Here is a 22,001-nt window from a genome sequence, read left to right on the forward strand (position 1 = left end):
CCACGGAGCGTATCGAGCCAGCGGTCCGCCCGTACGGTTCAGCGTTTCATCTGGTGATTGTCCGGTCAGGGAATCGTTCTCCCATCGCGTAAGTTGCCATTTGTCATGACTACTGAGCGGATCGACCGGGCCAGTGTGGGGCTGCGGTCCGAGCGAGGGCCGATCCTGCTCGCGGTGATGCTGAGCGTCGGGCTGGTGGCGATCGACGCGACCATCCTGGCCACCGCCGTTCCGTCGGTGGTCGAGGACCTCGGCGGCTTCACCCAGTTTCCCTGGCTGTTCTCGATCTACCTGCTCGCCCAAGCGATCTCGGTACCGATCTACGGCAAGCTCGCCGACCTGCGCGGCCGCAAGCCGCTGATGCTGCTCGGAGTCGCGCTGTTCGTGCTCGGCTCGGTGCTCTGCGGCTTCGCCTGGAGTATGCCGGCGCTGATCGCGTTCCGGCTGATCCAGGGCCTCGGCGCGGGGGCGATCCAGCCGATCGCGATGACGATCGTCGGCGACATCTACTCGGTGGCCGAGCGGGCCAAGGTGCAGGGCTACATCGCCAGCGTCTGGGGCATCGCGTCGTTCGTCGGCCCGACGCTGGGTGGCGTCTTCTCCGACTTCGTCTCCTGGCGGTGGATCTTCTTCGTGAACGTCCCGCTCGGGGTCGCCGCCGGCTGGGTGCTGTTCCGGCGGTTCCACGAGGACGTCAAGCAGACCACCCGGCACAAGATCGACTACGCGGGCACGATCCTGCTCGCCGTCGGCGGTTCGCTGTTGCTGCTCGGTCTGCTCGAGGGCGGCGTGATGTGGGCCTGGGACTCGCCCACCAGCATCGCGATCCTGGCCGTGGCCGCGCTGCTGCTGGTGGTCTTCGCCTTCGTCGAGCGACGTGCTCCCGAGCCGGTCCTGCCGCTGTGGGTGCTGGGACAACGCGTCCTGAACTCGGCGAACTCGTCCGCGCTGCTGATCGGCGTACTGATGATCGGGCTCGCGACGTACGTGCCGCTGTACGCGCAGGGGGTGCTCGGGACGTCCGCGCTGGTCGCCGGGTTCGCGCTCGCGGCGATGACGCTGGGCTGGCCGATCGCGGCGTCCTTCGCGGGGCGGATCTACCTGCGGGTCGGGTTCCGCACCACGATGGTGATGGGCTCGGCGATCGTGGTGATCGGCGCGGGCCTGCTGCTGACGGTGACCCCGGACAGCTCGGTGCTCTACCTGGCCCTGGCCTGCTTCGTGATCGGCATCGGCCTCGGCTTCTCGGCTTCACCCGGCGTCGTCGCCGCCCAGTCCTCGGTCGACTGGAAGAGCCGGGGTGTCGTGACCGGCGCCAACATGTTCGCCCGCTCGGTGGGCAGCGCGGTCGGCGTCGCCATCTTCGGCGCCGTCGCGAACGGCGTAGTCGCCTCCCGCCTCGGCAACAGCCACGACGACCTCGCACACCTCCCGGGCGAGATCCTCGCCCCAGCCATCCACGACGTGTACTACGGCGCCGCAGCCGCCGCGGTCCTCCTGGTAGTAGCCGTCCTCTTCATGCCCAACCGAGTAGTCGAACAACCCCCGCAACTAGGCGCCGCGGGATTCGGCTACTCGGCGGAGCCAGTAGCGGAACCAGTCGGGGCCGTAGGGGATGTAGACGCGGGTGGGGATGTCGCGGGCGTGTAGGTCGTCGAGCACTTCGGGGCGGACTCCTAGTAGTTGCTCGACGGGGACGGGGCCGAGTGAGAGCAGGACTGCCTCGCGGAGGCGGCCGTCGTGGGTGGCCAGGGACCAGCGGGCGCCGGAGGCCGCTAGCTGGTGGGCCAGGCGGAGGTACGCGATGTCTGTGGGTTCGCCGTACGGGTGGGCGCCGGCGGCTTCGATGTACGCGCCCTTGACGAGACGAATCTGTACTCCGGCGGAGGCGAGGCGGTCGATGTCTTCCGGGGAGCGGAGGAGGTTCGCCTGGACCGTAGCGCCGAGGCGGTCGGCCAGGCCGCGGCCGGCGACTTCGAGGACGCACTGCAGGATCTTGTCGGTGCTAGCGGTGTCCTCGGCGCCAATCTGGAGCAGGCGGCCGGGTGGGAGTGCTTCCGCGATCCTGGCGACCTGATCGGCGGCACCGGCCGGGTCTACGTCCAGGGCGAGGTGCGAGAGGTCCAGGGACAGCCAGACGTCAGCGGGTGGCGCCGGGACCAGCTTGGTCAGCTCTACGTATTCGTCGGCGACGCGGACAGCCTCAGCCGGGTCAGTGGACATCTCGCCGAACAGGTCGAGGCTGATGCCGTGGCCCTTGCCCAGCTGCTCGCCTGCGACCGTCAGCGCCTCGTCCCGGGTCCGCCCGGCCACATAGCGGGAGGCCGCGCGCCAAGCGTTCTCCTCACCGCCCGGCACACCCTTCACCAGTTGCTCGAGTCGCTCGTTGGTCGCCAGCTTGAAGAGGATCGCCCGGTCCGCACGCATACCGCCGAGTCTGCCAGCCCCTAAGGGCATCGGAGCGACCAGAGCCATCGCGGTGAGGCCGAGGAGGACCGCTCGGCCGACGTATTTCGGTGCGCTGGAAACGGGGGCTGAGTTTAGGTTGTTGGTCATGCGGCCAGTGGATTGTGTTGGGGCTTTGATCCAGGACGAGCAGCACCGGGTGTACGTGCACCGCCGTACTGCGGAACGCAGGTTGTTCCCGGGGATCTGGGACATCGTCGGCGGGCACCTGGAGGACGGGGAGACGCCGGAGCAGGCGCTGGTCCGGGAGGTCGAGGAGGAGACCGGGTGGCGGGTCCGGGGCATCGTGGCCGCAGTCGCCGACTGGGAGTGGGAGTACGAGGGCCGGGTGCGCCGGGAGCTCGACTACCTGGTGACGATCGACGGCGACCTGGGTCAACCGCGCCTCGAAGAGGGCAAGCACGACGCCGGTGCGTGGGTCGGGCCGGACGACCTCGAACTGCTGATGGTGAACCGGACCGACGGGGATCGCCGGTTGCGGGACATCGTGGCGCACGCGGTCCGGACCAGGTTCACGGAGCGGCTGCGGCTCGAGCCGATCACCGGACCCACCGCGGTCCTCACCGGACATGTAGCGGACCTCGAGGTCGTGCACGCGGACCCGTGGGTGGCTCAGTGGTACGGCGGCGCGTGGTCTCCCGAGGAATCTGCGCGGCGGGCGGCGGAGTACCAGGGCCGGTGGGAAGCCAACAGCGTGAGCAAGTGGATCGCGTACGAGCGGTCGACCGGTGAACTGGTCGGTCGTGGCGGGCTGGACAGGCTGAGCGGGGAGTACGCCGAGAGGATCGCCGCGGTCCTGGACGACGGCGGCGAGTGGACGGCGGATCGACTGGAACTGGGATGGGCGCTGCGCGGTGAGTTCCGCGGTCGGGGATTCGCTTCCGAGATCGGCCGGGCTGGGCTCGACTTCGCCACCGGAACGCTGGGCGCGCGGTCGGTGATCGCCTTCACCGAGCGGCACAACGAGGCGTCGCGCGCCGTGATGGAGCGGCTCGGGATGAAGCACGCCGGCGAGATCCAGGCCGAGGGCCGGCCCGGGGTCCACCCGGACGCGCCTTTCGCTGTCTACCTGACCCGCACCGGAGATGGCTCCGCTGTGTGACCGCCCAGGCGCGGCGGTCACACAGCGGAGTCGGCCACCTCGGAGGATGACTGGTGGTGAGGTGTCACCAGTCATCGGCCCCCGCCCGGCCCGAGGTGTCGGCCAGGAGGTGGTTGGAACGGCTGGGCGGCGGCGATACAGGGACTCAGCCGCCGGCCCAGCCGGGCCGATGGGCGGTGCGGTCCGGAGCTGAGGAGTGCCCCGGACCGCACCTCGGGTTTTGTCCGGAGCTGAGGAGTGCCCCGGACCTTCAATCGCCACTCCTGGATGTGAGGAGACCCCAGGAGCAACCGCCAGGGTCTGAGGAGGACCCGGCGAGCTTTGGTCAGTTGTCCGCTTCCTGCTGCGGACCGAGTACGTCGTTGGTGACCCGGAGACCAGCGAACCGCCTCCGCATCGCCTGCTCGTACCGCGCTGCCAGCGGTGGTTCCGCCACGTACTGCGCGATCACGTGCTCGCCGAACCAGACCCGCACTCTGCGCCGGTGCTGCCTCGACGTCATCTCCGCAACAGTCACTGCTTGCTCACCCCGTAACTCTGAGCCCTTGCAACCAGTTGGACTTACTGGTTGTCATGGCAGTAATGGTGCACAAGCCGACCGTGACCGCTCTAGGACCTGGACCGGACCTTTGCCGGACCTCTTCAGGACATCTGGGGGACTGCACCTTGTCGTGGGGCATGAGTCGAGACAACGTCTTCACTGACGTGAACGGGAGGAACGATGGCGGGTAGGTATACGCCGCGGACGGTTCTGGCGCACCTGATCCAGCGCCGGAACCAGACCTACTCCGAGATCGTCGCCGAGTTCGTCGAGCTGGGTGGAACCATCACCGAGCGGCACCTGCGGCGCCTCGCATCGGGCGAGCGCGCAGGGACCACTCCACAGACCCGGCGCACCCTGCAACGCATGTTCGGCAAGCCGGTCGAGGAGCTTCTCGCCCCGTACGTCCCCGAGCAGGCCGCTCAGGTGGTGCCTGCTGCGAGTGGACGGATCACGACAGGTAATGAGATGGAGGTTCTCGACATGGCTGCCAGCCGTGCGCGGGCATTCGCCCTCGCGGCCCAGACCGGTCTCGGTAGCGAGGCTATGGAACAGGTGTACGACGATGTGAGACACGTTGCGAAGGCCTACCCGCAGCGCCCGCTCCCGGAGATCCTCGGCCAACTGGTCGAGACCCAGGACCTTGTCTTCGCACTGCTGGAGAGCCGGCAGCGTCCGGAACACCTGCGGCAGCTGTACTTCCTCGGCGGCGTGACCGGTGGTCTGCTCGCCAAGGCGTCCCACGACCTCGGTAACCCGCACGCCGCCCTGACCCAGGCCAGGACGGCCTTCATGTGCGCCGACAACGCCGACCACCACGGGCTGCGCGCCTGGGTCCGCGGCCTGCAGTCGCTGGTGTCCTACTGGGCCGGCAACCCGCACGACTCGGTCCGCTACGCCCAGCTCGGCGCCGGTTATGCCGAGCAGGCCAACAGCACCACCGGCGTCTGGCTCCCGGTGAGCGAGGCCCGCGCCTGGGCCGCGCTGGGCAACGCGGACGCCACCCGGGCCGCACTGGAGCGGGCGGAGGACGCCTGGAACTCGGTCCAGAACGACGACCTCGACGAGATGGGCGGCCTCTGCACCTTCGGCCGCAACCGCCAGCTGTACTACGCGGCCGACGCGCTCGCGTGGCTCCCCGGCGAGGTGGAGACCGCCCAGCGGTACTCCAGCCAGGCCGTCGACGCCTACACCGACCAGACGCACCCCGAGTGGGCCTTCGGCGACGCCGCCGGCAGCCACGCCGCCATGGCCATCAACCGGATCGCGAACGGTGAGCTCGACGGTGCGGCGGATGCGATCGCCCCGGTCCTCGGCCTGCCCGCGGAGCGCCGGATCAACGGTGTCGTGCACTCGGCCCGCCGGGTCCACCAGGCGCTGCGCCAGTCCGGCCGCGCCGACGACGCCCGCGAACTGCAGGAAGAGATCGAACTGTTCACCCGTACGCCGATGCAGACCTTCCCCCGGTAGCGGCCGGGGATGGATCCGCTCACCGGCGAGGCCACCAGGCTGCGCGAGTTCCGGCAGGAGGACCTGGACGACTATCTGGCCATTGTCGGCGACGACCGGGTGACGACCTGGATGTCCTTCGACAGCCGGGACCGTGAAGCCGCGCAGAAGGCGCTGACCGCCATTCTCGACCGGGCCCGGCAGACCGAACGCCCCGACTACCTGCTCGCCGTCACCCGCCTGGACGACGACAGGTTGATCGGCTTCGCCCGGCTCGGACCCACCGGAGTGCGGGCCGCACACCTTGGTTATGCGATCGGCGCGGATCACTGGGGCCGCGGCTACGCGACCGACGCTTCCCGGACGCTGGTGAGGTTCGCCTTCGAGGAGCTTGGTCTGCACCGCGTCAGCGCCGCGATCGGCCCGGAGAACCTGGCCTCGGTCGCCGTGGTGAAACGCCTCGGCTTCAGCTACGAGGGCCGCATCCGCCACCACGTCTTCACCAACGACGCCTGGCGCGACTCCCTGCTCTACTCGTTGCTCGAGAACGAACTCCGCCTCGGCTGACAGTTCACCCGGCGCACACCTTCCGGTCATCGGAAGCCTTGACAGTGCTTGTCAGCACAAGAAAGGTTCCCCGACATGGCTGAGCAGCAGGTGCCCGAGTGGGCCGACCCGTCCGTTCCCGAGGAAGCGCTGGATGCCCAGGGGGTGTCGCGGCGCAACCTGATCCGCGGTGCCGGATTGCTGGGCGCGGGGTTCGCGGCAGCCGGGGTTGGAGCCAGTGAGGCCGCAGCGACCACCGGTACGGCGTACGCGGGTGGCGGCTCGTCCGGGGATCCTGAGCTCGTCTACCTGGTCGGGGATCACCATGTGCACAGCAGGTACAGCCACGACGCGAAGTACGACTTCACCCAGCTCGCGCAGCGCGGGGCGCAGTACGGGCTGGACTGGATGGCGTTCACGGAGCACAGCAACTTCGGCCACGCCGACAAGGGCGCGCAGGCGGAGAACGCCGAGGTGCTGAAGGCGCGGGTGGAGAACCCGCGGATGCTGATCTTCCAGGGCCTCGAGTGGTACATCCCCGCGGCCGAGCACGGCACGGTCCTGGTCGCGCCAGGACCGAACAACGTCGCGCTGCTCCAGCAGTTCGAGCGCGAGTACGACGGCAAGCTCACCGGCCGCTCGGGCGATACCCCGGAGAACGAGCAGCACGCTCTCAAGGCGCTGCAGTGGCTCGCTCAGCAGCGGCAGCGCGGGTTCGTCGACGACGTCCTGGTGGTGGCGAACCACCCGCTGCGGCTCGGCATCGACGCCCCGCACGAGCTGCGCGGCTGGCGCGACTCGGGCGTCTGCATCGGGATGGAAGGCGCGCCGGGCTCGCAGGGCGACGCCGATCCGGCCTGGGTCGCCTTCCGCGGCGCCACCAACGCGCAGCGCGGCGAGTACGTGAACAGCCCCGGCGCCGGAAGCTTCGCGGGCTACCCGAATGACGCCTACCGCACGTACGGCGGGTTCGACTGGGCTACCGCGACCGTGGGCGGCTTGTGGGACGCCATGCTCGCCGAGGGCCAGTTGTTCTCGATCACCTCGAACAGCGACAACCACCGGACGATCTGGGACACCTGGAGGGACGGGGAGTTCCCACCCGGGCAGAACTTCGACTCACTCGGCTGGAAGCCTTCCCCGACCGACTCGGGTGTGCCACAGCCGGGGAGCGACTTCTGGCCGGGGCAGTTCAGCCGGACGCACGTGGGCGTGACGAAGTACGGGTATCTGGAAGTGATGGCCGGACTGCGGGCCGGACGGGTCTGGGTCGACCACGGGCAACTGGTGGACGGCATCGACGTACGGGTGGCTCCGGCCGGCTCTGCGCGGCGTGGCGTCACCCTGGGCGGCCGGTTGCGGGTGCACCGCAACGAGCGGCTGGAACTGCGGGTCACCGTGACTAGTGCGACCAGGCCGAACTTCCACGGAGTACTGCCTCGTCTTGCGCACCTGGACGTCATCCGCGGAGCAGTGACCGGTACTGCGCCCGACAAGGACACCTGGCGTGCTCCAGACACCCGGGTGGTCGAGCAGGTCGACGTACACCGTAAGACCGGCACCTACACGCTGCGCATCCCTCTTGGACGGGCAGAGCGGTCCCACTATCTCCGCCTGCGAGGTAGCGACGGCAAGCGGAACGGTCCCGGGTACTTGGGTCGCCACATCGACCCGGCCGGCCCGATCCAGCACCCGACCAACGACGGCGACCCGTGGCTCGACACCTGGCTCTACACCAACCCGGTGTTCGTCGAAGTTGTGCACTGATGGTCCACGGCTTGGAGTGGTGGGGAGACTGGATACATGTCCGCCACCGCGCAGGAGAGCATGCTCGACCCGCTGAGGGACGGCTTGGCTCGGATGATCATGACCAAGATCGCCGGACCGGACCCGCGCTCGGCTCGGGACAGTATTCACAACACCCCTGGGCCTAGGTGGTTCGCGCCGGACCGGCCGATCCGGCGGGTGCACGGCGACGCGTCGATGTTCGCCGGCGGGCTCAGAGCGCTCCTGCTGCAGTCGCTGCATCCGTCGGCGATGGCGGCGGTCTCGGCGCACTCCGGCTACCGCGGCGACCCGTGGGGCCGGCTGCAGCGGACCAGCTACTTCCTGGCAGTCACGACGTACGGCGCTGCGCCGGACGCGGAGGAGGCGGTCGCCCGGGTGCGGGCTGTCCACGAGCGGGTGCGGGGCACCAGCCCAGACGGGGTCCGCTACCACGCATCGGACCCGCATCTCCTGAAGTGGGTGCACTTGGCGGAGGTGGACAGCTTCCTGGCCGCCCATCAGCGGTACGGCGCTGCGCCGCTGGACGTCACCGAGAGGGACGGGTACGTCGAGGACACCGCCCGAGTGGCTCGTGCGCTGGGTGTGGTTGATCCACCGACCAGTGAGGTGGAGCTGCGCCAGATGCTGGACGAGTACCGGCCGGAGCTCCGGGGGACCACAGAGGCTCGTCAGGCAGCTCGGTTCATCCTGGTGCATCCACCGGTGCCGTGGGCCGCGAGGCCGGCGTACGGGGTGCTGACAGCGGCGGCGGTGGGCCTGCTGCCCTGGTGGACGCGCTGGCCGCTACGGCTGCCGCTCCTGCCTCTTGCCGAGGGCACGGTGGTCCGGGCTGCGGGCGATGGGCTGACCCGGACGATCCGGTGGGCGCTGACGTCACCGACGCTGGGCGAGATCCCCTCCGAGAATGTCGACAAAGCTCCCCGCTGACGACGACTTTCGGCCAGCGGAGCGCCTGAGGCGCTGAAAGCTACCGTGCGCCGGTAGTTTGGTCCTGTGCCGCTGCGCCCGAATCGCCCGCTGCCGCTTGCTACGCCGGCGGGGGTCGAGGTGCTGACCAGGATCCTGACCCAGGGACCGATTCCGCGCGTCGAGATCGCCCGGCGGACCCGGCTCTCGCAAGCCGCCGTCACCAAGGCTGTCGCGCCGCTGATCGAGGCCGGGTTCGTGACGGACCAGCCGGTCGCAGTACCGGCTGATGAAGCGGCGGAGGGCCGGGCCGAGCTGGGGATCGGGCGGCCGGTCAGTCCGCTGACGGTGGTCGCGGACAGCATCTCGGTGATCGGGCTGAAGGTGACGCCGACGGATCTGATCGGCGTGACGACGGACTTCCGCGCCGGCATTCGCGCGGTGCGGCATCAGCCGCTGACGGACACCTCCGCTGAGGCGGTGCTCGCACGGCTGGCCGATCTCGCGACCGAGTTGATCGGCACGCTCGACGATCCGACGGATCCGGCCGGGCCGTTGATCGGGATCGGCGTCGCGGTTTCCGGGGATGTGGACGCGCGGCACGGGGTGGTGCGGGACTCGCCGTTCATGGGCTGGCGGGACGTGCCGGTGGCGTCGCTGCTGGCGGAGAAGTTGCAGATGCCGGTGGTGGTGTCGAACGACGTACGGGCGTTGACGGTCGCTGAGCACTGGTTCGGTGTGGGGGTTGATGCGGACTCGTTCGCGGTGGTGACGATCGGGTCCGGTGTCGGGTGCGGGCTCTACATCAACGGCGAGGTCGTCTCTGGCGCGCATGGTGTCTCGGGCGAACTCGGGCATCTGCCGTTGGCGCCGGGAGATCTCGTCTGCACCTGTGGACGGCGTGGGTGCGTCGAGACGGTCGCGTCGTCGGACGCGATCCTCGCGCGAGTGCGCGAGACGACCGGCCGGCCGGAACTGGATCTATCTGGTGCGATCGAACTGGCGCACTCAGGTGACGAGCACGCCCGCGAGGCCTTCGACCGAGCCGGCGAGGTGATCGGCTCGGCTCTCGCCGCGATGGTGAACCTGGTTGGTCCGGAGTTGGTCGTCATCGCCGGTGAAGGTGTCGCCGACTACGACCTCTACGACCAGCGAATGCGTCAGGCCTTCGGCGAACACGCCTTCGGTGCGGCAGGCGATTGCCGCCTCATGCTCCGCTCCCACACCTTCGACGACTGGGCCCGAGGCGCCGCCGCCACGGTGATCCGCTCCTACGTCCGCGGCGAACCCCCTTTCCACCGCTGACTCCAGGTGAACTGTCCAAGCAGCGGTGTCGATTTTCGGTTGATCCGACCGACGCAGTGGGTGAAGGCACACGAACCCCTGCTCTGAAAGGACCGGATCATGACCACCACCAGCGCTTCAGCCGCAAACACGACCCCCCGCGTCACCCTTCGCACGTTGCTGGCTGCCGGACTCGTCGCCGGACCGCTCTACACCGCTGTCTGGCTCGGACAGGCCGCGACGCGGGAAGGCTTCGACATCACTCGCCACCCGGCTAGCCTGCTCGCCAACGGCGGTCCGGGATGGATCCAGACGGCGAACTTCGTGATCGCCGGCATCCTGTCCATCGCTGCCGCCGTCGGTCTGCGCCGGGCGATCGTGGGCCGCGGGAGCCGGTGGGCGCCACGACTGGTCGGCGCGTACGGCGTCGGCCTGCTGCTCGCCGCGATCTTCCCCGCCGACCCCGCCGCCGGTTTCCCCGCCGGCACCCCGGCCGACTACGCCGAGATCAGCACCCGCGGGATGGGCCACTTCGTCGCCGGCAGCATCGGCTTCACCGGCCTCATCGCCGCCTGCTTGGTGATGGCCGCGCACTACCGCAGTACCGGCCGGACCGGATGGGCCCGGTACTCGACGGTCACCGGGGTGCTGTTCCTCGGCGCTTTCGTCGGCCTGATGGCGGGAGCCGGCAAGCCGGTCACGATCATCGCCTTCGGCGTCGCGATCGTTCTGGGCTGGAGCTGGATCGCCGCCATCTGCGCAGACCACCGGCGGACCACCTGACAACCGCCGTCGCTACCCTGAACCGCCCTCCGACGCTGAGCGGGAGGGCGGTTGCCGGGTACTAACTGCGGGCGGCGGCGAGGATTTTTCGCCAGACTTTGCGGTAGGCCTCCAGACCGTCCTCCGCCAGCGGGCCGGTCGGACCTGCCGTGATCGACACCCGTTCCGGGATGGTGCCCCAGACCGGGATGCTCTCCTCGGCGTACTGCTGCATGGTCTCCTGGTAGCTCCGCGTGTAGGTGCGCGCCGAGCAGATCACCAGACCCACCGGAGTCTCCTTCGGGACCAGGTCCAGCACCGCCTTCACCCGGGGAGTCTCGACGCCGCCCACGCGGGTCGGGATGATCACGATCCGGGCGCGCTCGAGCGCCTTGTTCAGTAGTCGCTCGTGCGATGGCGGCATGTCCACCACGCCGATCCCTTCCGGCGGCACCTTGTCGAGTGCCTTGGACAGGAGCCGTTCCGTCGGCGCCTCGGAGATCTCGATCCTGTTCAGGTGGTCGTCGTCGGAGTTCTCGATCCAGTCGGCGGCGCTGCCTTGCGGATCGGCATCGACCAGGGTTGCGGTGCGACGGTTGGAAGATGCCAGCGCGGCCAAGTACACCGACGTGGTTGTCTTGCCGACCCCGCCCTTCAGTGCAGCTGTCACGATGATCATGGGACCGACGCTACCCGGTTTCGTCCGATTTTCGGCGTGTCGTCGGCGTTGCCCGGACGCATCGTGATAGTTGCCAGTGGCGTCGAACAAGCTCAACGGCCCTTCAACCTGTACCCCGGCCGCCGACCGCGGGCAGCTCAGACCGCCGGTTTCCGGATCGTCTCGACGATGCTGCCGAGGCCCTCCGGACCGTGGCCCTCGGCGTCCGCCCGGGCGAAGATCGCTGCCAGCGCGGTGGGGAGAGTGGTGTCCAGACCGGCCTGGGTGAAGGCGTGCAGGACGTGCTCGCTGCCCACCGCCTGCATGTGGAGGTTGTTCTGCTCGCCGGGGTAGTTGCCGGCCTCGATCTCCGCGGTGAGCATCTTGAGGAAGCCCATCGGTCCGTCCTCGGCGAGGTCGACCAGCATCTCCGCGACGTACGGCCGGAGCTTCTCGACGCTGACGCCGGCCGAGCCGACCAGGGCGGCCGAGTAGAAGTAGCTGATCAGAGTCGTCCAGAAGACGTTCAGCATGGACTGGTAGTAGAGCATCGCCAGGCCGGGGTCGGTCCCCACGTAGTCGGCCCGCCCGAGCGCCTCCAGCGTGCCGGTGTGCGCGTCGAAGACATCCCGCGGACCGCTGTAGAACGAGTACGCGCCGGGCTGGCCGATCCCCGGCGGCGGAACCATGATCCCGGCAGTGATGAGGGTGGCACCGTGCTCTGTCGCCCAGCGGCTGCCTTGACGGAGGCGGTCCGGGCTGTCGGAGCTCAGGTTCACCAGCACCCGCCCGGTGAGATCCACGCCCTTCAGGGAGTCGTCCATCGCCGCGTAGTCGACCTGACTGATCACTACCAGGGGGCTCGCGGCGACGGCCTCTGCTGCCGTCTTGGCCTCAGTGGCCCCGGCGGCGACGAGTTGAGCGGCGCGGCCCGGAGTACGGTTCCAGACGGTGGTGGGGTAGCCGGCGGCGAGGAAGGTCTCGGCCATCTTCGAGCCCATGGCGCCGAGGCCGATGACGGTGACTGCTTCGTGGTTGTTGGTCATGCCCCGATCCTGGGGAAGGCCGCTACGGGTTCCCTACGGGTGTCGGTGGCGCTGGCTACTGTGGCGGCGTGTACTTCGAGGTGCTCGGTCCGCTGGTCGTCCGGACGGACGCGGGCGACCCGGTCACCGTGCCCGACGCCAAGGTGCGCGTGCTGCTGCTGGATCTGCTGGCCAACCTCGGTCGCCCGGTGTCGGCCGACCGGCTGATCGACGACCTGTGGGGAGAGCACCCGCCACGCAACTCCACCGGCACCCTCCAAGCACGCGTCTCTCAACTCCGTACTGCGCTCGCCCGGGCTGAGCCGGGTGCGCGGGCTCTGGTCACCCACGGGCCGGGTGGCTACACGTTGGTCGTGCCGGCGGAGGTTGTCGATAGCAACAAGTTCGAGCGGTTGCTGGGTGAGGCGCGGGTGGCGCGTGAGCCGGTGGAGCTGCTGGAGGAAGCGCTGGCGCTGTGGCGCGGACCGGCGTACGCGGAGGTCGCGGATCAGGAGTTCGCGCGGGCTGTGCGGGACCGTCTGGACGAGCAACGACTGACCGCCACAGAGGAGCTTCTGGAGGCGCGGTTCGCGCTCGGCGATGAGGATAGCGCCGGTGCGGGGGTGCTGGGGGAAGTGGCTGAGCTGGTGCGGCGGTATCCGTTGCGGGAGCGGGTGCGGGGGATTCAGCTGCGTGCGTTGTACCGGGCTGGGCGGCAGGAAGAGGCGTTGAAGGCCTTTGCTGAGTTTCGGGAGGCGTTGGCTGAGGAGCTGGGGGCTGATCCCGGGCCGGAGTTGGCCGCGCTGCATCAGGCGATCCTGCGGCATGATCCGGCGCTCACAGCAGCTGCCGGGAGCAAGCTGCCGGCGCCGGTGAACGAGCTGATCGGCCGGGAGGAGGTCGTCGCCGAGGCGCATGCGCTGCTCGGTAAGTCGAGGCTGCTGACACTGGTCGGCCCCGGCGGCGTCGGCAAGACCCGCCTCGCCCTAGAGATCGCCCGAGAGTCCGAGCGTGGCGGCGAGCGCCCTGCGTCGGTCGGGGAGGCAGCGGCGCAGGCGAGGTCGGTGGAGCAGGCGACGCCGGTCGTCCGAGCGGGATCGGCGGCGACGCAGGCGAGGTCGGTGGAGCAGGCGACGCCGGTCGTCCGAGCGGGATCGGCGGCGACGCAGGTCGTGTTGGTGGAGTTGGCCGGGGTTCGGGGGGCCGACGTGGTGGATGCGGTGGCCGCGGCGGTGGGGTTGCGGGATGACGTGGTGGGGATGCCGGCTCCGGCGGTGGGGCGGGAGTTGAGCAAGCGGTTGGCGGAGGCGTTGCGGGCTCGGGCGACTCTGCTGGTGCTCGACAACTGCGAGCACCTGGTGGAAGCCGTTGCTGAGCTGACGAGTGTGCTGCTGGCTGAGGCTCCGGAGTTGCGGGTGCTGGCGACGAGCAGAGAGCCGCTGGGGGTCAGCGGTGAGTATCTGCTGGAGGTGCCTCCACTGGAAGCCGCTGCGGCGGCACGGTTGTTCCGGGAGCGGGCTGCTGCGGCTGCAGGATCAGCAGATGACGCCGAGGCCGTCGCGGCGATCTGTCGGCGGCTGGACGGGATTCCCTTGGCACTGGAGCTAGCGGCTACACGGGTGCGCGCGTTGGGAGTGCAAGGACTGGCGGCGAAGCTTGATGATCGGTTTCGGTTGCTGGCAGGTGGGCGCGGAGTGCCGGAGCGGCAGCGGACTCTGCGGGCGACTATCGACTGGAGTTGGGAGCTGCTCAGTGGGGACGAGCAGACGTTGCTCCGGCGCCTGGTGGTGCATGCGGACAGCTTCAGCTTGGAGGCGGCTGAGGAGGTCAGCGAGCTGCCGGCCGAAGTACTGACACGGCTGGTCGACAGGTCGCTGGTGGTCTCTGCCAACGGCCGCTACCGCCTGCTGGAGACAGTCGCCGCCTACAGCCTCGAACGACTAGTCGAGGCCGGAGAGGAAGCGCGGCTCCGACGACGCCACACCGCGTACTACGTGTCTCTGGCTGAGCAAGCCGAGCCGCATCTCCGTGGCTCAAACCAGCGCTACTGGCTGGACCGGCTCGACCTGGAGAGCGCTAATGCCCGGGTAGCCTTTCAGCACGCGTCCCCGGAGCAAGCACTCAGGCTGGTCAACGCCATGGCGTGGTACTGGTACCTCCGTGGTCGCATGAGCGAGGCGAGACGGGCCCTGGCCACGGCGCTCGCAGTACCGGGGCCGGCGTCGGCGGCGCGGGCTGCCGCGACGGTTTGGAGTGTGGGGCTCAACGCAACCGCGGCGGACGGCAGCAACCTCACGGCGGCTAGTGCGGAGGCGCTGGCTCTGTATGAGCCGCTGGATGATCCGCAGGGCCAGGCCAGGGCTGAGTGGTTCCTGACGGCGACGCAATGGGCGTACGGCGACCGCGACGTACTCATGGCGCGGGTGAATCGGGATATCGCGACATTCACCAGGATCGGGGATCGGTGGGGGCTGGCTGCTGCGCTCAGTACTCGGGCGGAGTTGTCGCTGACGCAGGTGGATCTGGATGCGTTGCAGGAGGACGGGCTGCGGAGTCTGGAGCTGTTCGACGAGCTCGGCGATGGGTGGGGGCGGTTGCAGGCCAACTACTCGCTCATCGTGGCGGCGGAGATCGCGGGCGACTATCCGACAGCGACTCGCCGGCTGCAGGAGGCTCTGCGGTTGGCTGAGGACCTCGGGATGTGGACCGAGGTGTCGTTCCGTACTTCGGGACTTGGGCGGATCGCGCTGCTCACTGGGGACTATGAGCAGGCTGATGAGTTGCATGAGAAGGCGCGGCGGTTGGCGATCGAGCAGTCGAACAAATCGGCCGAGGAGTACGCCGAGGTCGGGCTCGGGTTGACCGCGCGGCGGCGGGGCGAGCTCGACAAGGCGGAGTTGCACTTCGCGAAGTGGTTGGGGTGGTTGCGGCAGGTCGGTGGTACCTCGGGGGTTGCGTTCGTGCTCGCGCAGCTCGGCTTCGTCGCTGAACAGCGCGGGGACTACAAGAGAGCGTTGGAGTTGCAGGAGGAGGCGCACGCCGCCGCGGTGGTGACAGGCGATGAGAGGGCGATCGCTCTGGCGCTGGAGGGTTTGGCGGGCGCGTACGCAGCAGCTGCCGAAGCCGCCGCGCGCGAAGCGCACGGCGCTAAGGCGGTGGTGGACGAGGCGGCACAGCAGGCGGATGCCGCGCAGCAAGCGGAGGGGGTGCAGCAAGCGGAGGGGTTGCAGCAAGCGGAGGGGTTGCAGCAGGCAGAGGGGTTGCGGCAGGCAGAGGAGTTGCGGCGGAAGGCAGTGGGGTTGTTGGGGGAGGCTGAGAGGTTGCGGCTGGCGGTGGGGGCGCCGTTGGCTCGGGGGGAGCGGTTTGATGTGGAGAGGGTTTGGGAGGTTGTTCGTCGGGTCGGTGGATGAGGAGGGTGCTGGTGGTTGGGTTCGATGTGGTGAGTCGGTCGTGGGTGGCGGGAGACAGTGGCGTTGAGGTCCTGCCGTTGTTGGACGGGGAGTTGTTGCTGGATGAGGCGAGCCGCGGGGAGGTTTCGCAGGATGCCGGGCGGTATCTGAGCCAGACGCCGCAGGCTGTTCTGCGGCCGGGGTCTGTGAATGATGTGCAGGCGATGATCAGGTTTTGCAGAAAGCACGAGATCACGGTGGCGGCGCGAGGGCTGGCCAATACGACTCACGGGCAAGGGCTGGTCGGCGGGCTGCTGATCGACATGCGTTCGCTCAACACCATCCATGAGATCCATGAAGACCGCGCCGTCGTGGATGCCGGTGCGGACTGGTTGCAGCTCACCACCGCGGCCACGCGAGAGGCCTCACCCCGCCGGCGCTGACCGGCTTCCTCGGGCTCACCTTCGGCGGCACGTTGTCACTCGGCGGGATCCCACCGGCGATCGATACCGGCGGCCAGATAGACAGCGTGCTCGAGCTCGAAGTGGTCACCGGGACCGGCGAACTCCGCCACTGTTCGGAAACCACGGACCAAGACCTCTTCGAAGCGGTCCTGGCCGGCCTGGGTCAGTACGGAATCATCACCAAGGCCACCGTCCGGCTCCACAAGGCGCCGGAGCACGTCCGCGGCCACGAACTCGCCTACACCGCCTCCACCGACTTCTTCCAAGACTTCCGCACCCTGCTCGGCCGCGCCGAAGTCACCGAGATCTACGGCGACTGGTGGCGACCAGGTGAGCAGGGCGAGGTCCACCACCTCAACGCCTTCACCTTCCACTCCGCCGCCAACCCGCCCGACGACGCGCACCTGCTGCGCGACCTCACCTCTGCGCCAGACGAAGCCGAGGTCACCGAGAACGATTTCCTCGCCCACGTCACCCGGATCGACGTCGCCGTCGAGCAACTTCGCGAACTGCTCGACTGGGACAACCTCGCGAAGCCGTGGCTAACCCTCTGGCTCCCAGAAACGACCGTCGAGCAGTACGTCACCGAGGCAGTCCAAGCCCTGACCCCGAGAGACGTCGGCGCCGGCGGATTCGTCCTGCTCTACGCGCACCGCCGGTCCCGGCTGACCCGGCCGTCGCTGCGGTTGCCCGCCGATGACGGCAGCGACTGGGTCTACCTGTTCACCGTGATGACAGCCGGCCCGGCAGGCGCCGGACCCGAGTTCGCCAACGAGATGCTGAACCGCAACCGCCGCCTGTACGACCAGGCCCGCGCGCTGGGCGGCACGCGGTACCCGATCGAGTCGGTCGCCTTCGCCCAAGCCGACTGGGAGGACCACTACGGCGACCGCTGGTCACACCTGCGTGCGCTCAAAGACAAGGTCGACCCGGCCCGGATCCTGACTCCCGGACCGGGCGTCTTCGGCCCGGTGGACTGACTACTTGCCGAGCCAGCCGTCCACCTTGGCGCGGTTCTCCGAGACCCACTTCTCGGCGGCCGCGTCCGGGGTCATCTTGTCCTCGGCGATGTACTTCGCGACCACGTTCTGGTCGTCGTTGGTCCAGTTGAACTTCTTCACCAGCTCGTACGCCGGGCTGCCCGAGTCCGCGAACTTCTTCGAGACGATCTTGTCCAGGTCGTACGCCGGGTAGTCGCAGGCCACCTTCGCCGGGTCCGCGTCGCAGCCGGCCGTGTACGGCGGCAGGTTCACCTTGACCAGCTTCAGCTCGTTGAAGAACCACTGCGGCTCGTAGAAGTAGCCGATCACCGGCTTCTTGTTCTTCTCCGCGTCCCGGAACGCCTGGATCAGCGCGGTCTCGCTGCCGGCGTACACGACCTTGTAGTTCAGCTTCAGGTTCTTCACCAGCGCCTCGTCGTTGGTGACGAACGACGGGTCGCCGTCCAGCAACTGGCCCTTGCCGCCGGACTCCGAGGTCTTGAAGATCGCGGCGTTCTTGTTCAGGTTCTTCCAGTCGGTCAGCTCCGGCTGGGCGGCCGCGAGCCACGGCGGCAGGTACCAGCCGATCACGCCCTTGTTTCCGGTCGGGCCGGCCTCGACAGCCACCTTCTGCTCGGTGATGTACTTCTTCTTCAGGTCCTCGTGACCCCAGTTCTCCAGGTTCGCGTCGACCTCACCGGTGCTGAAGCCCTGCCAGGCGATCTCCTCCTTCAGGTTCTTCTTCACCACCTTGCAGCCGAGATCCTTGGTCGCCACGTACGCGACCACGGCCGCGTTCGCCTCGTACCCGACCCAGGGGCTGACGGCCAGGTTGAAGGTGCCGCACTCCTTGCCGCCGTCGGCCGGCTTCTCCGCCTCGCCCACCTTCGCCCCGCCACAGGCGGTCAGGGCCAGGGCCAAGGCGGTCAGCACCCCGGCTGAGCGGAGTTTGTTGGTCACCACAGGTTGTCTCCTCTGACTGTTCCTCTGAACTTCGGTGTACGCCGGGCCGCGGCCTGCGTGATCCGGTCGAGCATCACCCCGAGCAGCACGATCGCGAGCCCCGCGGCCAGTCCCTTGCCGTACAGCTCACTCTGCGCGAACCCGGCGGCCACGTCATAACCCAGTGCACCAGCACCGACCAGACCGCCCACGACGACCATGGACAGCACATAGATCAGGCCCTGGTTCACTGCCAGTGTGATCGCCCGGCGGGCGACCGGGAGTTGCACCTTGCTGATCACCTGCCAGGTGCTCGAGCCCACCGAGTTGGCCGCCTCGACGGTCGCCACCGGCACCGCTCTGATGCCGTCGGCAACGATCTTGGTGGTCACCGGTACGGCGAACACCACCGCGGCCGCGATCGCGGTGAACCGGCTGGTCCCGAACAACGCCAGGAACGGCACCAGGTACACGAACGGCGGCATCGTCTGGCCCGCGTCCAGGATCGGCCGGACCCAGCTGTCGACCCGGTGGTTCCGGCCGGTCCAGACGCCGAGCACCAGGCCGACGGCGACCACCACGACCGTGGCCAGCAGCGTCGACGCGAGCGTGATCATGCTGTCGTGCCACACCCCGGTCGCTACCAGAAGGCCCAGGCAGACGGCGGCGGGCAGGGCGCCACGCCATCCTCCGAGCAGCGCGGCCAGCGCCACGATCACCACGGTCACGAGCCACCAGGGTGAATCGGTGAGCAGGGCCTGCAGCGGGTTGAGGATGCCCTCGGTCACGACGTCGCGTACGCCGTACGTGAAGCCGCCGAAGACGTCCTGCACCCAGGTCGTCACGTCCGCGGCGGCGACGGCGATCCGGGGGCCGATGTTCGCCTCGGTGGGGAACTCCGCGGCCCATAGGTAGGTGCGGGAGAACCAGATAGCCACCAGTACGCCGACAGCGCCCACGCCGAGGAGCACCTTGCGCCGGACGCTCGCAGTACGCCAGGGGCGGTCGCCGGCGGCGGTGGTCACCCGGTCGAGCACGATCGCCAGCACGACGATCGCCAGGCCGGCGTTGAACGCGACGCCGACGTCCAGCGTCTGCAGCGCCTTCAGCACGGTCTGGCCGAGTCCGGGCGCGTCGATCAGCGCGGCCACCGTCACCATCGAGAGCGCGGCCATGATCGTCTGGTTGATCCCGACCACGACCGTACTGCGCGACATCGGCAGCAGCACCTTCATCAGCGTCTGGCTGCGGGTCGATCCGAGCGACCGGGCAGCCTCGACACTCTCCGTCGGCACCGACCGGATCGCGTGGGCGGTCAACCGGATCACCGGGGGCGCCGCGTAGATCAGGGTCGCGATGGTCGCCGCCGCCGGGCCGATCGCGAAGAACAGGGTGAGCGGGGCGAGATAGACGAAGGTCGGCAGCGTCTGCATCAGGTCGAGGACCAGGGTCGCGACCTTGAAGGCCCGGTTCGACAAGCCGGCCCAGATGCCGAGCGGGATGCCGACGAGCAGCGCGAGCAGCACCGCCGCGAGCGTCAGCGAGAGCGTGTCCATGCTCTCCTGCCACAGCCCCTGCAGCCCGATGAAGGTCAGCCCGGCGGCGGCCAGCAGCGCCACCTTCCAGTTGCCGAACGCCCAGGCCAGGTACGCCGAGACCGCGACGACCCCGAGCCAGCCGATCACCGGCACCGGCCGCCCGTACGACGGCTGCGCGATCACGGCCTGGAGCAGGATCACCATCTGGTCCACGGCGACCCGGATCGCGTCGAGGAACGCGTTGCCGCCGCCGAGGAAGTCGCGCTGGTCCGTCAACCAGCGGTGCAGCGCGGTCGTCTCCTGGCCACCGAGGGCGAGCGTGTGGATGCCTTTGAGCACGAACCAGGCGGCCACCCAGACCACCAGCAGCACGCCGACGACCACCCCGCGCCGCGGCCGTCTGACCCGGATCTCGACCGACCCGGTGATGGAGGCCATCAGGACACGGCTCCTTCCCCCGTGCGTGCCGAGTGCGGCGAAGCACGCACGGGGGAAGGAGTCGTGTCCCGATCCGCGACGACGGCGAGGATCTCCTCGTCGCCGATCACGCCGAGCAACTGCCCGTCCGAGACCACCTTGACCGGATGCCCGGACTCGAGCACCTGCCGGGTCGCCTCGCGGACCAGGACGTCAGGGCCCAGCTCCAGACCGGACAGCTCCTCACCGGACCGCGGCTGCCGGACGATCCAGCGCAGCGTGAGCACGTCGGCCCGCGGTACGTCGCGGACGAACTCGCGGACGTAGTCGTCGGCCGGAGCGCCGACCAGTTCGTCGCCGGTGCCGAGCTGGACCGCGGCGCCGTCGCGCATCAGCAGGATCCGGTCGCCCAGCTTGAGCGCCTCGGACAGGTCGTGGGTGATGAACACCATCGTCTTGCCGACCTCGCGGTGCAGCCGGACGACCTCGGTCTGCATCTCCCGGCGGATCAACGGGTCGAGGGCGGAGAACGGCTCGTCGAACAGCAGCACGTCGGGGTCGTTGGCGAGCGCGCGGGCCAGGCCGACCCGCTGCTGCATGCCGCCGGACAGCTGCTCAGGGTAGAACTGCTCGTTGCCGGTCAGGCCGACGAGGTCGATGACCTCCTGAGCCCGGCGGCGGCGGTCGGGCTTGCTCTCGCCGCGGACCTCCAGGCCGTAGGAGACGTTGTCGATCACCTTGCGGTGCGGCAGCAGGCCGAAGTGCTGGAAGACCATCGAGAACTTGCTGCGGCGCAGCGTCCGGAGCCGCTTCTCGTCGGCCGCGCGGATGTCCTCACCCTCGAAGACGATGCTGCCGGCCGTCGGCTCGATCAGCCGGGTCAGGCAGCGGACCAGAGTGGACTTGCCGGACCCGGACAGGCCCATCACGACGAACACCTCGCCGGGCGCGACGTCAAAGCTTAGGTCGCGGACGGCCGCCGTACAGCCGGTCTGCTCGAGCAACCGGGCGCGGCTCATCGCCGCCAGTTCCGGCCGATACGGAACGCGGCCTGACTTGGGTCCGAACACCTTCCACAGACCTTGGACCGACAGCAGCGCCTCGCTGTCTTGTAAGTCGGGGTACTCGAGCTGAGCGGTCACAATGGTTCACCCTCGCATCCCGGCCACCGGGTTCGTCGTGAACCGCCGACTTTAATCGAAACCTCAGTCCGCCCGACCCCGCCCGTCTGTCTGACACCTCAACCTTTACCCGCCCTTGCCCTGGCCCACCCGCGTCGACTAGGGCTGGTACGGCGGCGCTTCGCCCCAGCCCCACTTCGGGACCGGCGCCTTCGGAGGTGGCGTGGCACCGGGTTGGGAGTTGGCCAGCGCGATCCGGGTGCCCCACTCGACGTAGGCGACGAAGGCCGACCGGAACTCCGGGTCGTCGGGCAGACCGGCCGGGTCGGCGCTGGCCGCGATCAGCGCTGCCCAGCGGGCCCGCTGATCTTCGGTGAGGCCGAGGTTCAGGTGGTGGGAGAGCATCGCGGGGTAGCCACCCAACTCGTCGGTGTAGCGGCTCGGCCCGCCGAACACCTCGCCCAGCCAGATCGCGACGTGCTCGCGGTGCTGGTCGCTCATGTGCGCGAACACCGGCGCCAGCAGCGGATCCGCCAGCACCTTGTCGTAGAAGACCTCGGTCAGCCGCAGCAACGCCTCCGCGCCGCCGGCCCACTCGTACACGGTCGGGGTCGTCATCCGGG

Annotated in this window: 19 protein-coding genes; 11 read left to right on the forward strand and 8 right to left on the reverse strand. The window is 69.0% G+C overall.

What is annotated here, in order from left to right; all coding sequences use genetic code 11:
* The first annotated feature begins 105 nt into the window (after nucleotides 1-105).
* Nucleotides 106-1,650, forward strand: coding sequence for an MDR family MFS transporter (locus tag ABD255_RS07900; RefSeq protein ID WP_344211394.1), 1,545 nt, complete (start codon nucleotides 106-108; stop codon nucleotides 1,648-1,650).
* On the opposite strand, the gene ABD255_RS07905 is transcribed toward ABD255_RS07900, so the two are convergent.
* Nucleotides 1,552-2,427, reverse strand: coding sequence for a proline dehydrogenase family protein (locus ABD255_RS07905; protein ID WP_344211396.1), 876 nt, complete (start codon nucleotides 2,425-2,427; stop codon nucleotides 1,552-1,554). The two genes, ABD255_RS07900 and ABD255_RS07905, sit on opposite strands and share 99 nt — an antisense overlap.
* A gap of 127 nt (nucleotides 2,428-2,554) precedes the next feature.
* On the opposite strand from ABD255_RS07905, the gene ABD255_RS07910 reads away from it, so the two are divergent.
* The gene (locus ABD255_RS07910) at nucleotides 2,555-3,568 is read left to right on the forward strand and encodes a GNAT family N-acetyltransferase (RefSeq protein ID WP_344211398.1); all 1,014 of its coding nucleotides are present in this window, start codon (nucleotides 2,555-2,557) and stop codon (nucleotides 3,566-3,568) included.
* A 325-nt stretch (nucleotides 3,569-3,893) separates the two neighbouring features.
* Here the strand turns inward: ABD255_RS07910 and ABD255_RS07915 are convergent, their stop codons facing one another.
* Complete coding sequence (locus ABD255_RS07915; RefSeq protein WP_344211400.1) at nucleotides 3,894-4,070, reverse strand: hypothetical protein; 177 nt, start codon at nucleotides 4,068-4,070, stop codon at nucleotides 3,894-3,896.
* A gap of 219 nt (nucleotides 4,071-4,289) precedes the next feature.
* Between ABD255_RS07915 and ABD255_RS07920 the strand changes: the two genes are divergently transcribed.
* The 6 genes from ABD255_RS07920 (at nucleotide 4,290) to ABD255_RS07945 (ending at nucleotide 10,865) form a co-directional block, all read left to right on the forward strand.
* Nucleotides 4,290-5,579: an NsdA family TPR-like regulatory protein gene (locus ABD255_RS07920; protein ID WP_344211402.1), complete on the forward strand. Its 1,290-nt coding sequence runs from the start codon at nucleotides 4,290-4,292 to the stop codon at nucleotides 5,577-5,579.
* A gap of 9 nt (nucleotides 5,580-5,588) precedes the next feature.
* Nucleotides 5,589-6,125, forward strand: coding sequence for a GNAT family N-acetyltransferase (locus ABD255_RS07925; RefSeq protein ID WP_344211404.1), 537 nt, complete (start codon nucleotides 5,589-5,591; stop codon nucleotides 6,123-6,125).
* A gap of 75 nt (nucleotides 6,126-6,200) precedes the next feature.
* Complete coding sequence (locus ABD255_RS07930; protein ID WP_344211406.1) at nucleotides 6,201-7,871, forward strand: PHP domain-containing protein; 1,671 nt, start codon at nucleotides 6,201-6,203, stop codon at nucleotides 7,869-7,871.
* A gap of 36 nt (nucleotides 7,872-7,907) precedes the next feature.
* The gene (locus tag ABD255_RS07935; RefSeq protein WP_344211408.1) at nucleotides 7,908-8,819 is read left to right on the forward strand and encodes an oxygenase MpaB family protein; all 912 of its coding nucleotides are present in this window, start codon (nucleotides 7,908-7,910) and stop codon (nucleotides 8,817-8,819) included.
* 66 nt (nucleotides 8,820-8,885) lie between these two features.
* Entirely contained in the window at nucleotides 8,886-10,103 is a 1,218-nt protein-coding gene (locus ABD255_RS07940; protein ID WP_344211410.1) for an ROK family transcriptional regulator, read from the forward strand.
* Nucleotides 10,104-10,202: 99 nt separating this feature from the next.
* Entirely contained in the window at nucleotides 10,203-10,865 is a 663-nt protein-coding gene (locus ABD255_RS07945) for a DUF998 domain-containing protein (protein WP_344211413.1), read from the forward strand.
* 61 nt (nucleotides 10,866-10,926) lie between these two features.
* Here the strand turns inward: ABD255_RS07945 and ABD255_RS07950 are convergent, their stop codons facing one another.
* Both ABD255_RS07950 and ABD255_RS07955 read right to left on the reverse strand, forming a co-directional pair.
* Entirely contained in the window at nucleotides 10,927-11,523 is a 597-nt protein-coding gene (locus tag ABD255_RS07950; RefSeq protein WP_344211415.1) for a ParA family protein, read from the reverse strand.
* 137 nt (nucleotides 11,524-11,660) lie between these two features.
* Nucleotides 11,661-12,548, reverse strand: a complete 888-nt coding sequence (locus ABD255_RS07955; RefSeq protein WP_344211417.1) for an NAD(P)-dependent oxidoreductase — start codon at nucleotides 12,546-12,548, stop codon at nucleotides 11,661-11,663.
* A gap of 68 nt (nucleotides 12,549-12,616) precedes the next feature.
* On the opposite strand from ABD255_RS07955, the gene ABD255_RS07960 reads away from it, so the two are divergent.
* From ABD255_RS07960 to ABD255_RS07970, 3 genes are all read left to right on the forward strand, one after another.
* A complete protein-coding gene (locus ABD255_RS07960; RefSeq protein ID WP_344211419.1) occupies nucleotides 12,617-15,937 on the forward strand; it encodes an ATP-binding protein in 3,321 nt (1,106 codons plus the stop codon).
* Nucleotides 15,934-16,359 (forward strand): FAD-binding protein, encoded by a 426-nt coding sequence (locus ABD255_RS07965; RefSeq protein WP_344211421.1) that lies wholly within the window; start codon nucleotides 15,934-15,936, stop codon nucleotides 16,357-16,359. Before ABD255_RS07960 ends, ABD255_RS07965 begins: the two co-directional genes overlap by 4 nt.
* 86 nt (nucleotides 16,360-16,445) lie before the next feature.
* Entirely contained in the window at nucleotides 16,446-17,360 is a 915-nt protein-coding gene (locus ABD255_RS07970) for a hypothetical protein (protein ID WP_344211423.1), read from the forward strand.
* Here the strand turns inward: ABD255_RS07970 and ABD255_RS07975 are convergent, their stop codons facing one another.
* The 4 genes from ABD255_RS07975 to ABD255_RS07990 form a co-directional block, all read right to left on the reverse strand.
* Nucleotides 17,361-18,320 (reverse strand): ABC transporter substrate-binding protein, encoded by a 960-nt coding sequence (locus ABD255_RS07975; protein WP_344211425.1) that lies wholly within the window; start codon nucleotides 18,318-18,320, stop codon nucleotides 17,361-17,363. It abuts the gene before it with no gap.
* Complete coding sequence (locus tag ABD255_RS07980) at nucleotides 18,317-20,278, reverse strand: ABC transporter permease (protein WP_344211427.1); 1,962 nt, start codon at nucleotides 20,276-20,278, stop codon at nucleotides 18,317-18,319. The genes ABD255_RS07975 and ABD255_RS07980 overlap by 4 nt, the downstream gene beginning before the upstream one ends.
* A complete protein-coding gene (locus ABD255_RS07985) occupies nucleotides 20,278-21,399 on the reverse strand; it encodes a quaternary amine ABC transporter ATP-binding protein (RefSeq protein ID WP_344211429.1) in 1,122 nt (373 codons plus the stop codon). The genes ABD255_RS07980 and ABD255_RS07985 overlap by 1 nt, the downstream gene beginning before the upstream one ends.
* A 138-nt stretch (nucleotides 21,400-21,537) precedes the next feature.
* Nucleotides 21,538-21,996, reverse strand: a complete 459-nt coding sequence (locus tag ABD255_RS07990; RefSeq protein ID WP_344211431.1) for a group II truncated hemoglobin — start codon at nucleotides 21,994-21,996, stop codon at nucleotides 21,538-21,540.
* Between the last annotated feature and the right edge of the window lie 5 nt (nucleotides 21,997-22,001).

Source organism: Kribbella sancticallisti, from assembly GCF_039530625.1.
Lineage (GTDB): Bacteria > Actinomycetota > Actinomycetes > Propionibacteriales > Kribbellaceae > Kribbella > Kribbella sancticallisti.

Excerpts from the sequence above, each read along its gene's own strand:
- ABD255_RS07900 (WP_344211394.1), top strand. The coding sequence starts at position 106 with ATGACTACTGAGCGGATCGACCGGGCCAGTGTGGGGCTGCGGTCCGAG.
- ABD255_RS07905 (WP_344211396.1), bottom strand. The coding sequence starts at position 2,427 with ATGCGTGCGGACCGGGCGATCCTCTTCAAGCTGGCGACCAACGAGCGA.
- ABD255_RS07910 (WP_344211398.1), top strand. The coding sequence starts at position 2,555 with ATGCGGCCAGTGGATTGTGTTGGGGCTTTGATCCAGGACGAGCAGCAC.
- ABD255_RS07915 (WP_344211400.1), bottom strand. The coding sequence starts at position 4,070 with ATGACGTCGAGGCAGCACCGGCGCAGAGTGCGGGTCTGGTTCGGCGAG.
- ABD255_RS07920 (WP_344211402.1), top strand. The coding sequence starts at position 4,290 with ATGGCGGGTAGGTATACGCCGCGGACGGTTCTGGCGCACCTGATCCAG.
- ABD255_RS07925 (WP_344211404.1), top strand. The coding sequence starts at position 5,589 with ATGGATCCGCTCACCGGCGAGGCCACCAGGCTGCGCGAGTTCCGGCAG.
- ABD255_RS07930 (WP_344211406.1), top strand. The coding sequence starts at position 6,201 with ATGGCTGAGCAGCAGGTGCCCGAGTGGGCCGACCCGTCCGTTCCCGAG.
- ABD255_RS07935 (WP_344211408.1), top strand. The coding sequence starts at position 7,908 with ATGTCCGCCACCGCGCAGGAGAGCATGCTCGACCCGCTGAGGGACGGC.
- ABD255_RS07945 (WP_344211413.1), top strand. The coding sequence starts at position 10,203 with ATGACCACCACCAGCGCTTCAGCCGCAAACACGACCCCCCGCGTCACC.
- ABD255_RS07950 (WP_344211415.1), bottom strand. The coding sequence starts at position 11,523 with ATGATCATCGTGACAGCTGCACTGAAGGGCGGGGTCGGCAAGACAACC.
- ABD255_RS07955 (WP_344211417.1), bottom strand. The coding sequence starts at position 12,548 with ATGACCAACAACCACGAAGCAGTCACCGTCATCGGCCTCGGCGCCATG.
- ABD255_RS07965 (WP_344211421.1), top strand. The coding sequence starts at position 15,934 with ATGAGGAGGGTGCTGGTGGTTGGGTTCGATGTGGTGAGTCGGTCGTGG.
- ABD255_RS07980 (WP_344211427.1), bottom strand. The coding sequence starts at position 20,278 with ATGGCCTCCATCACCGGGTCGGTCGAGATCCGGGTCAGACGGCCGCGG.
- ABD255_RS07990 (WP_344211431.1), bottom strand. The coding sequence starts at position 21,996 with ATGACGACCCCGACCGTGTACGAGTGGGCCGGCGGCGCGGAGGCGTTG.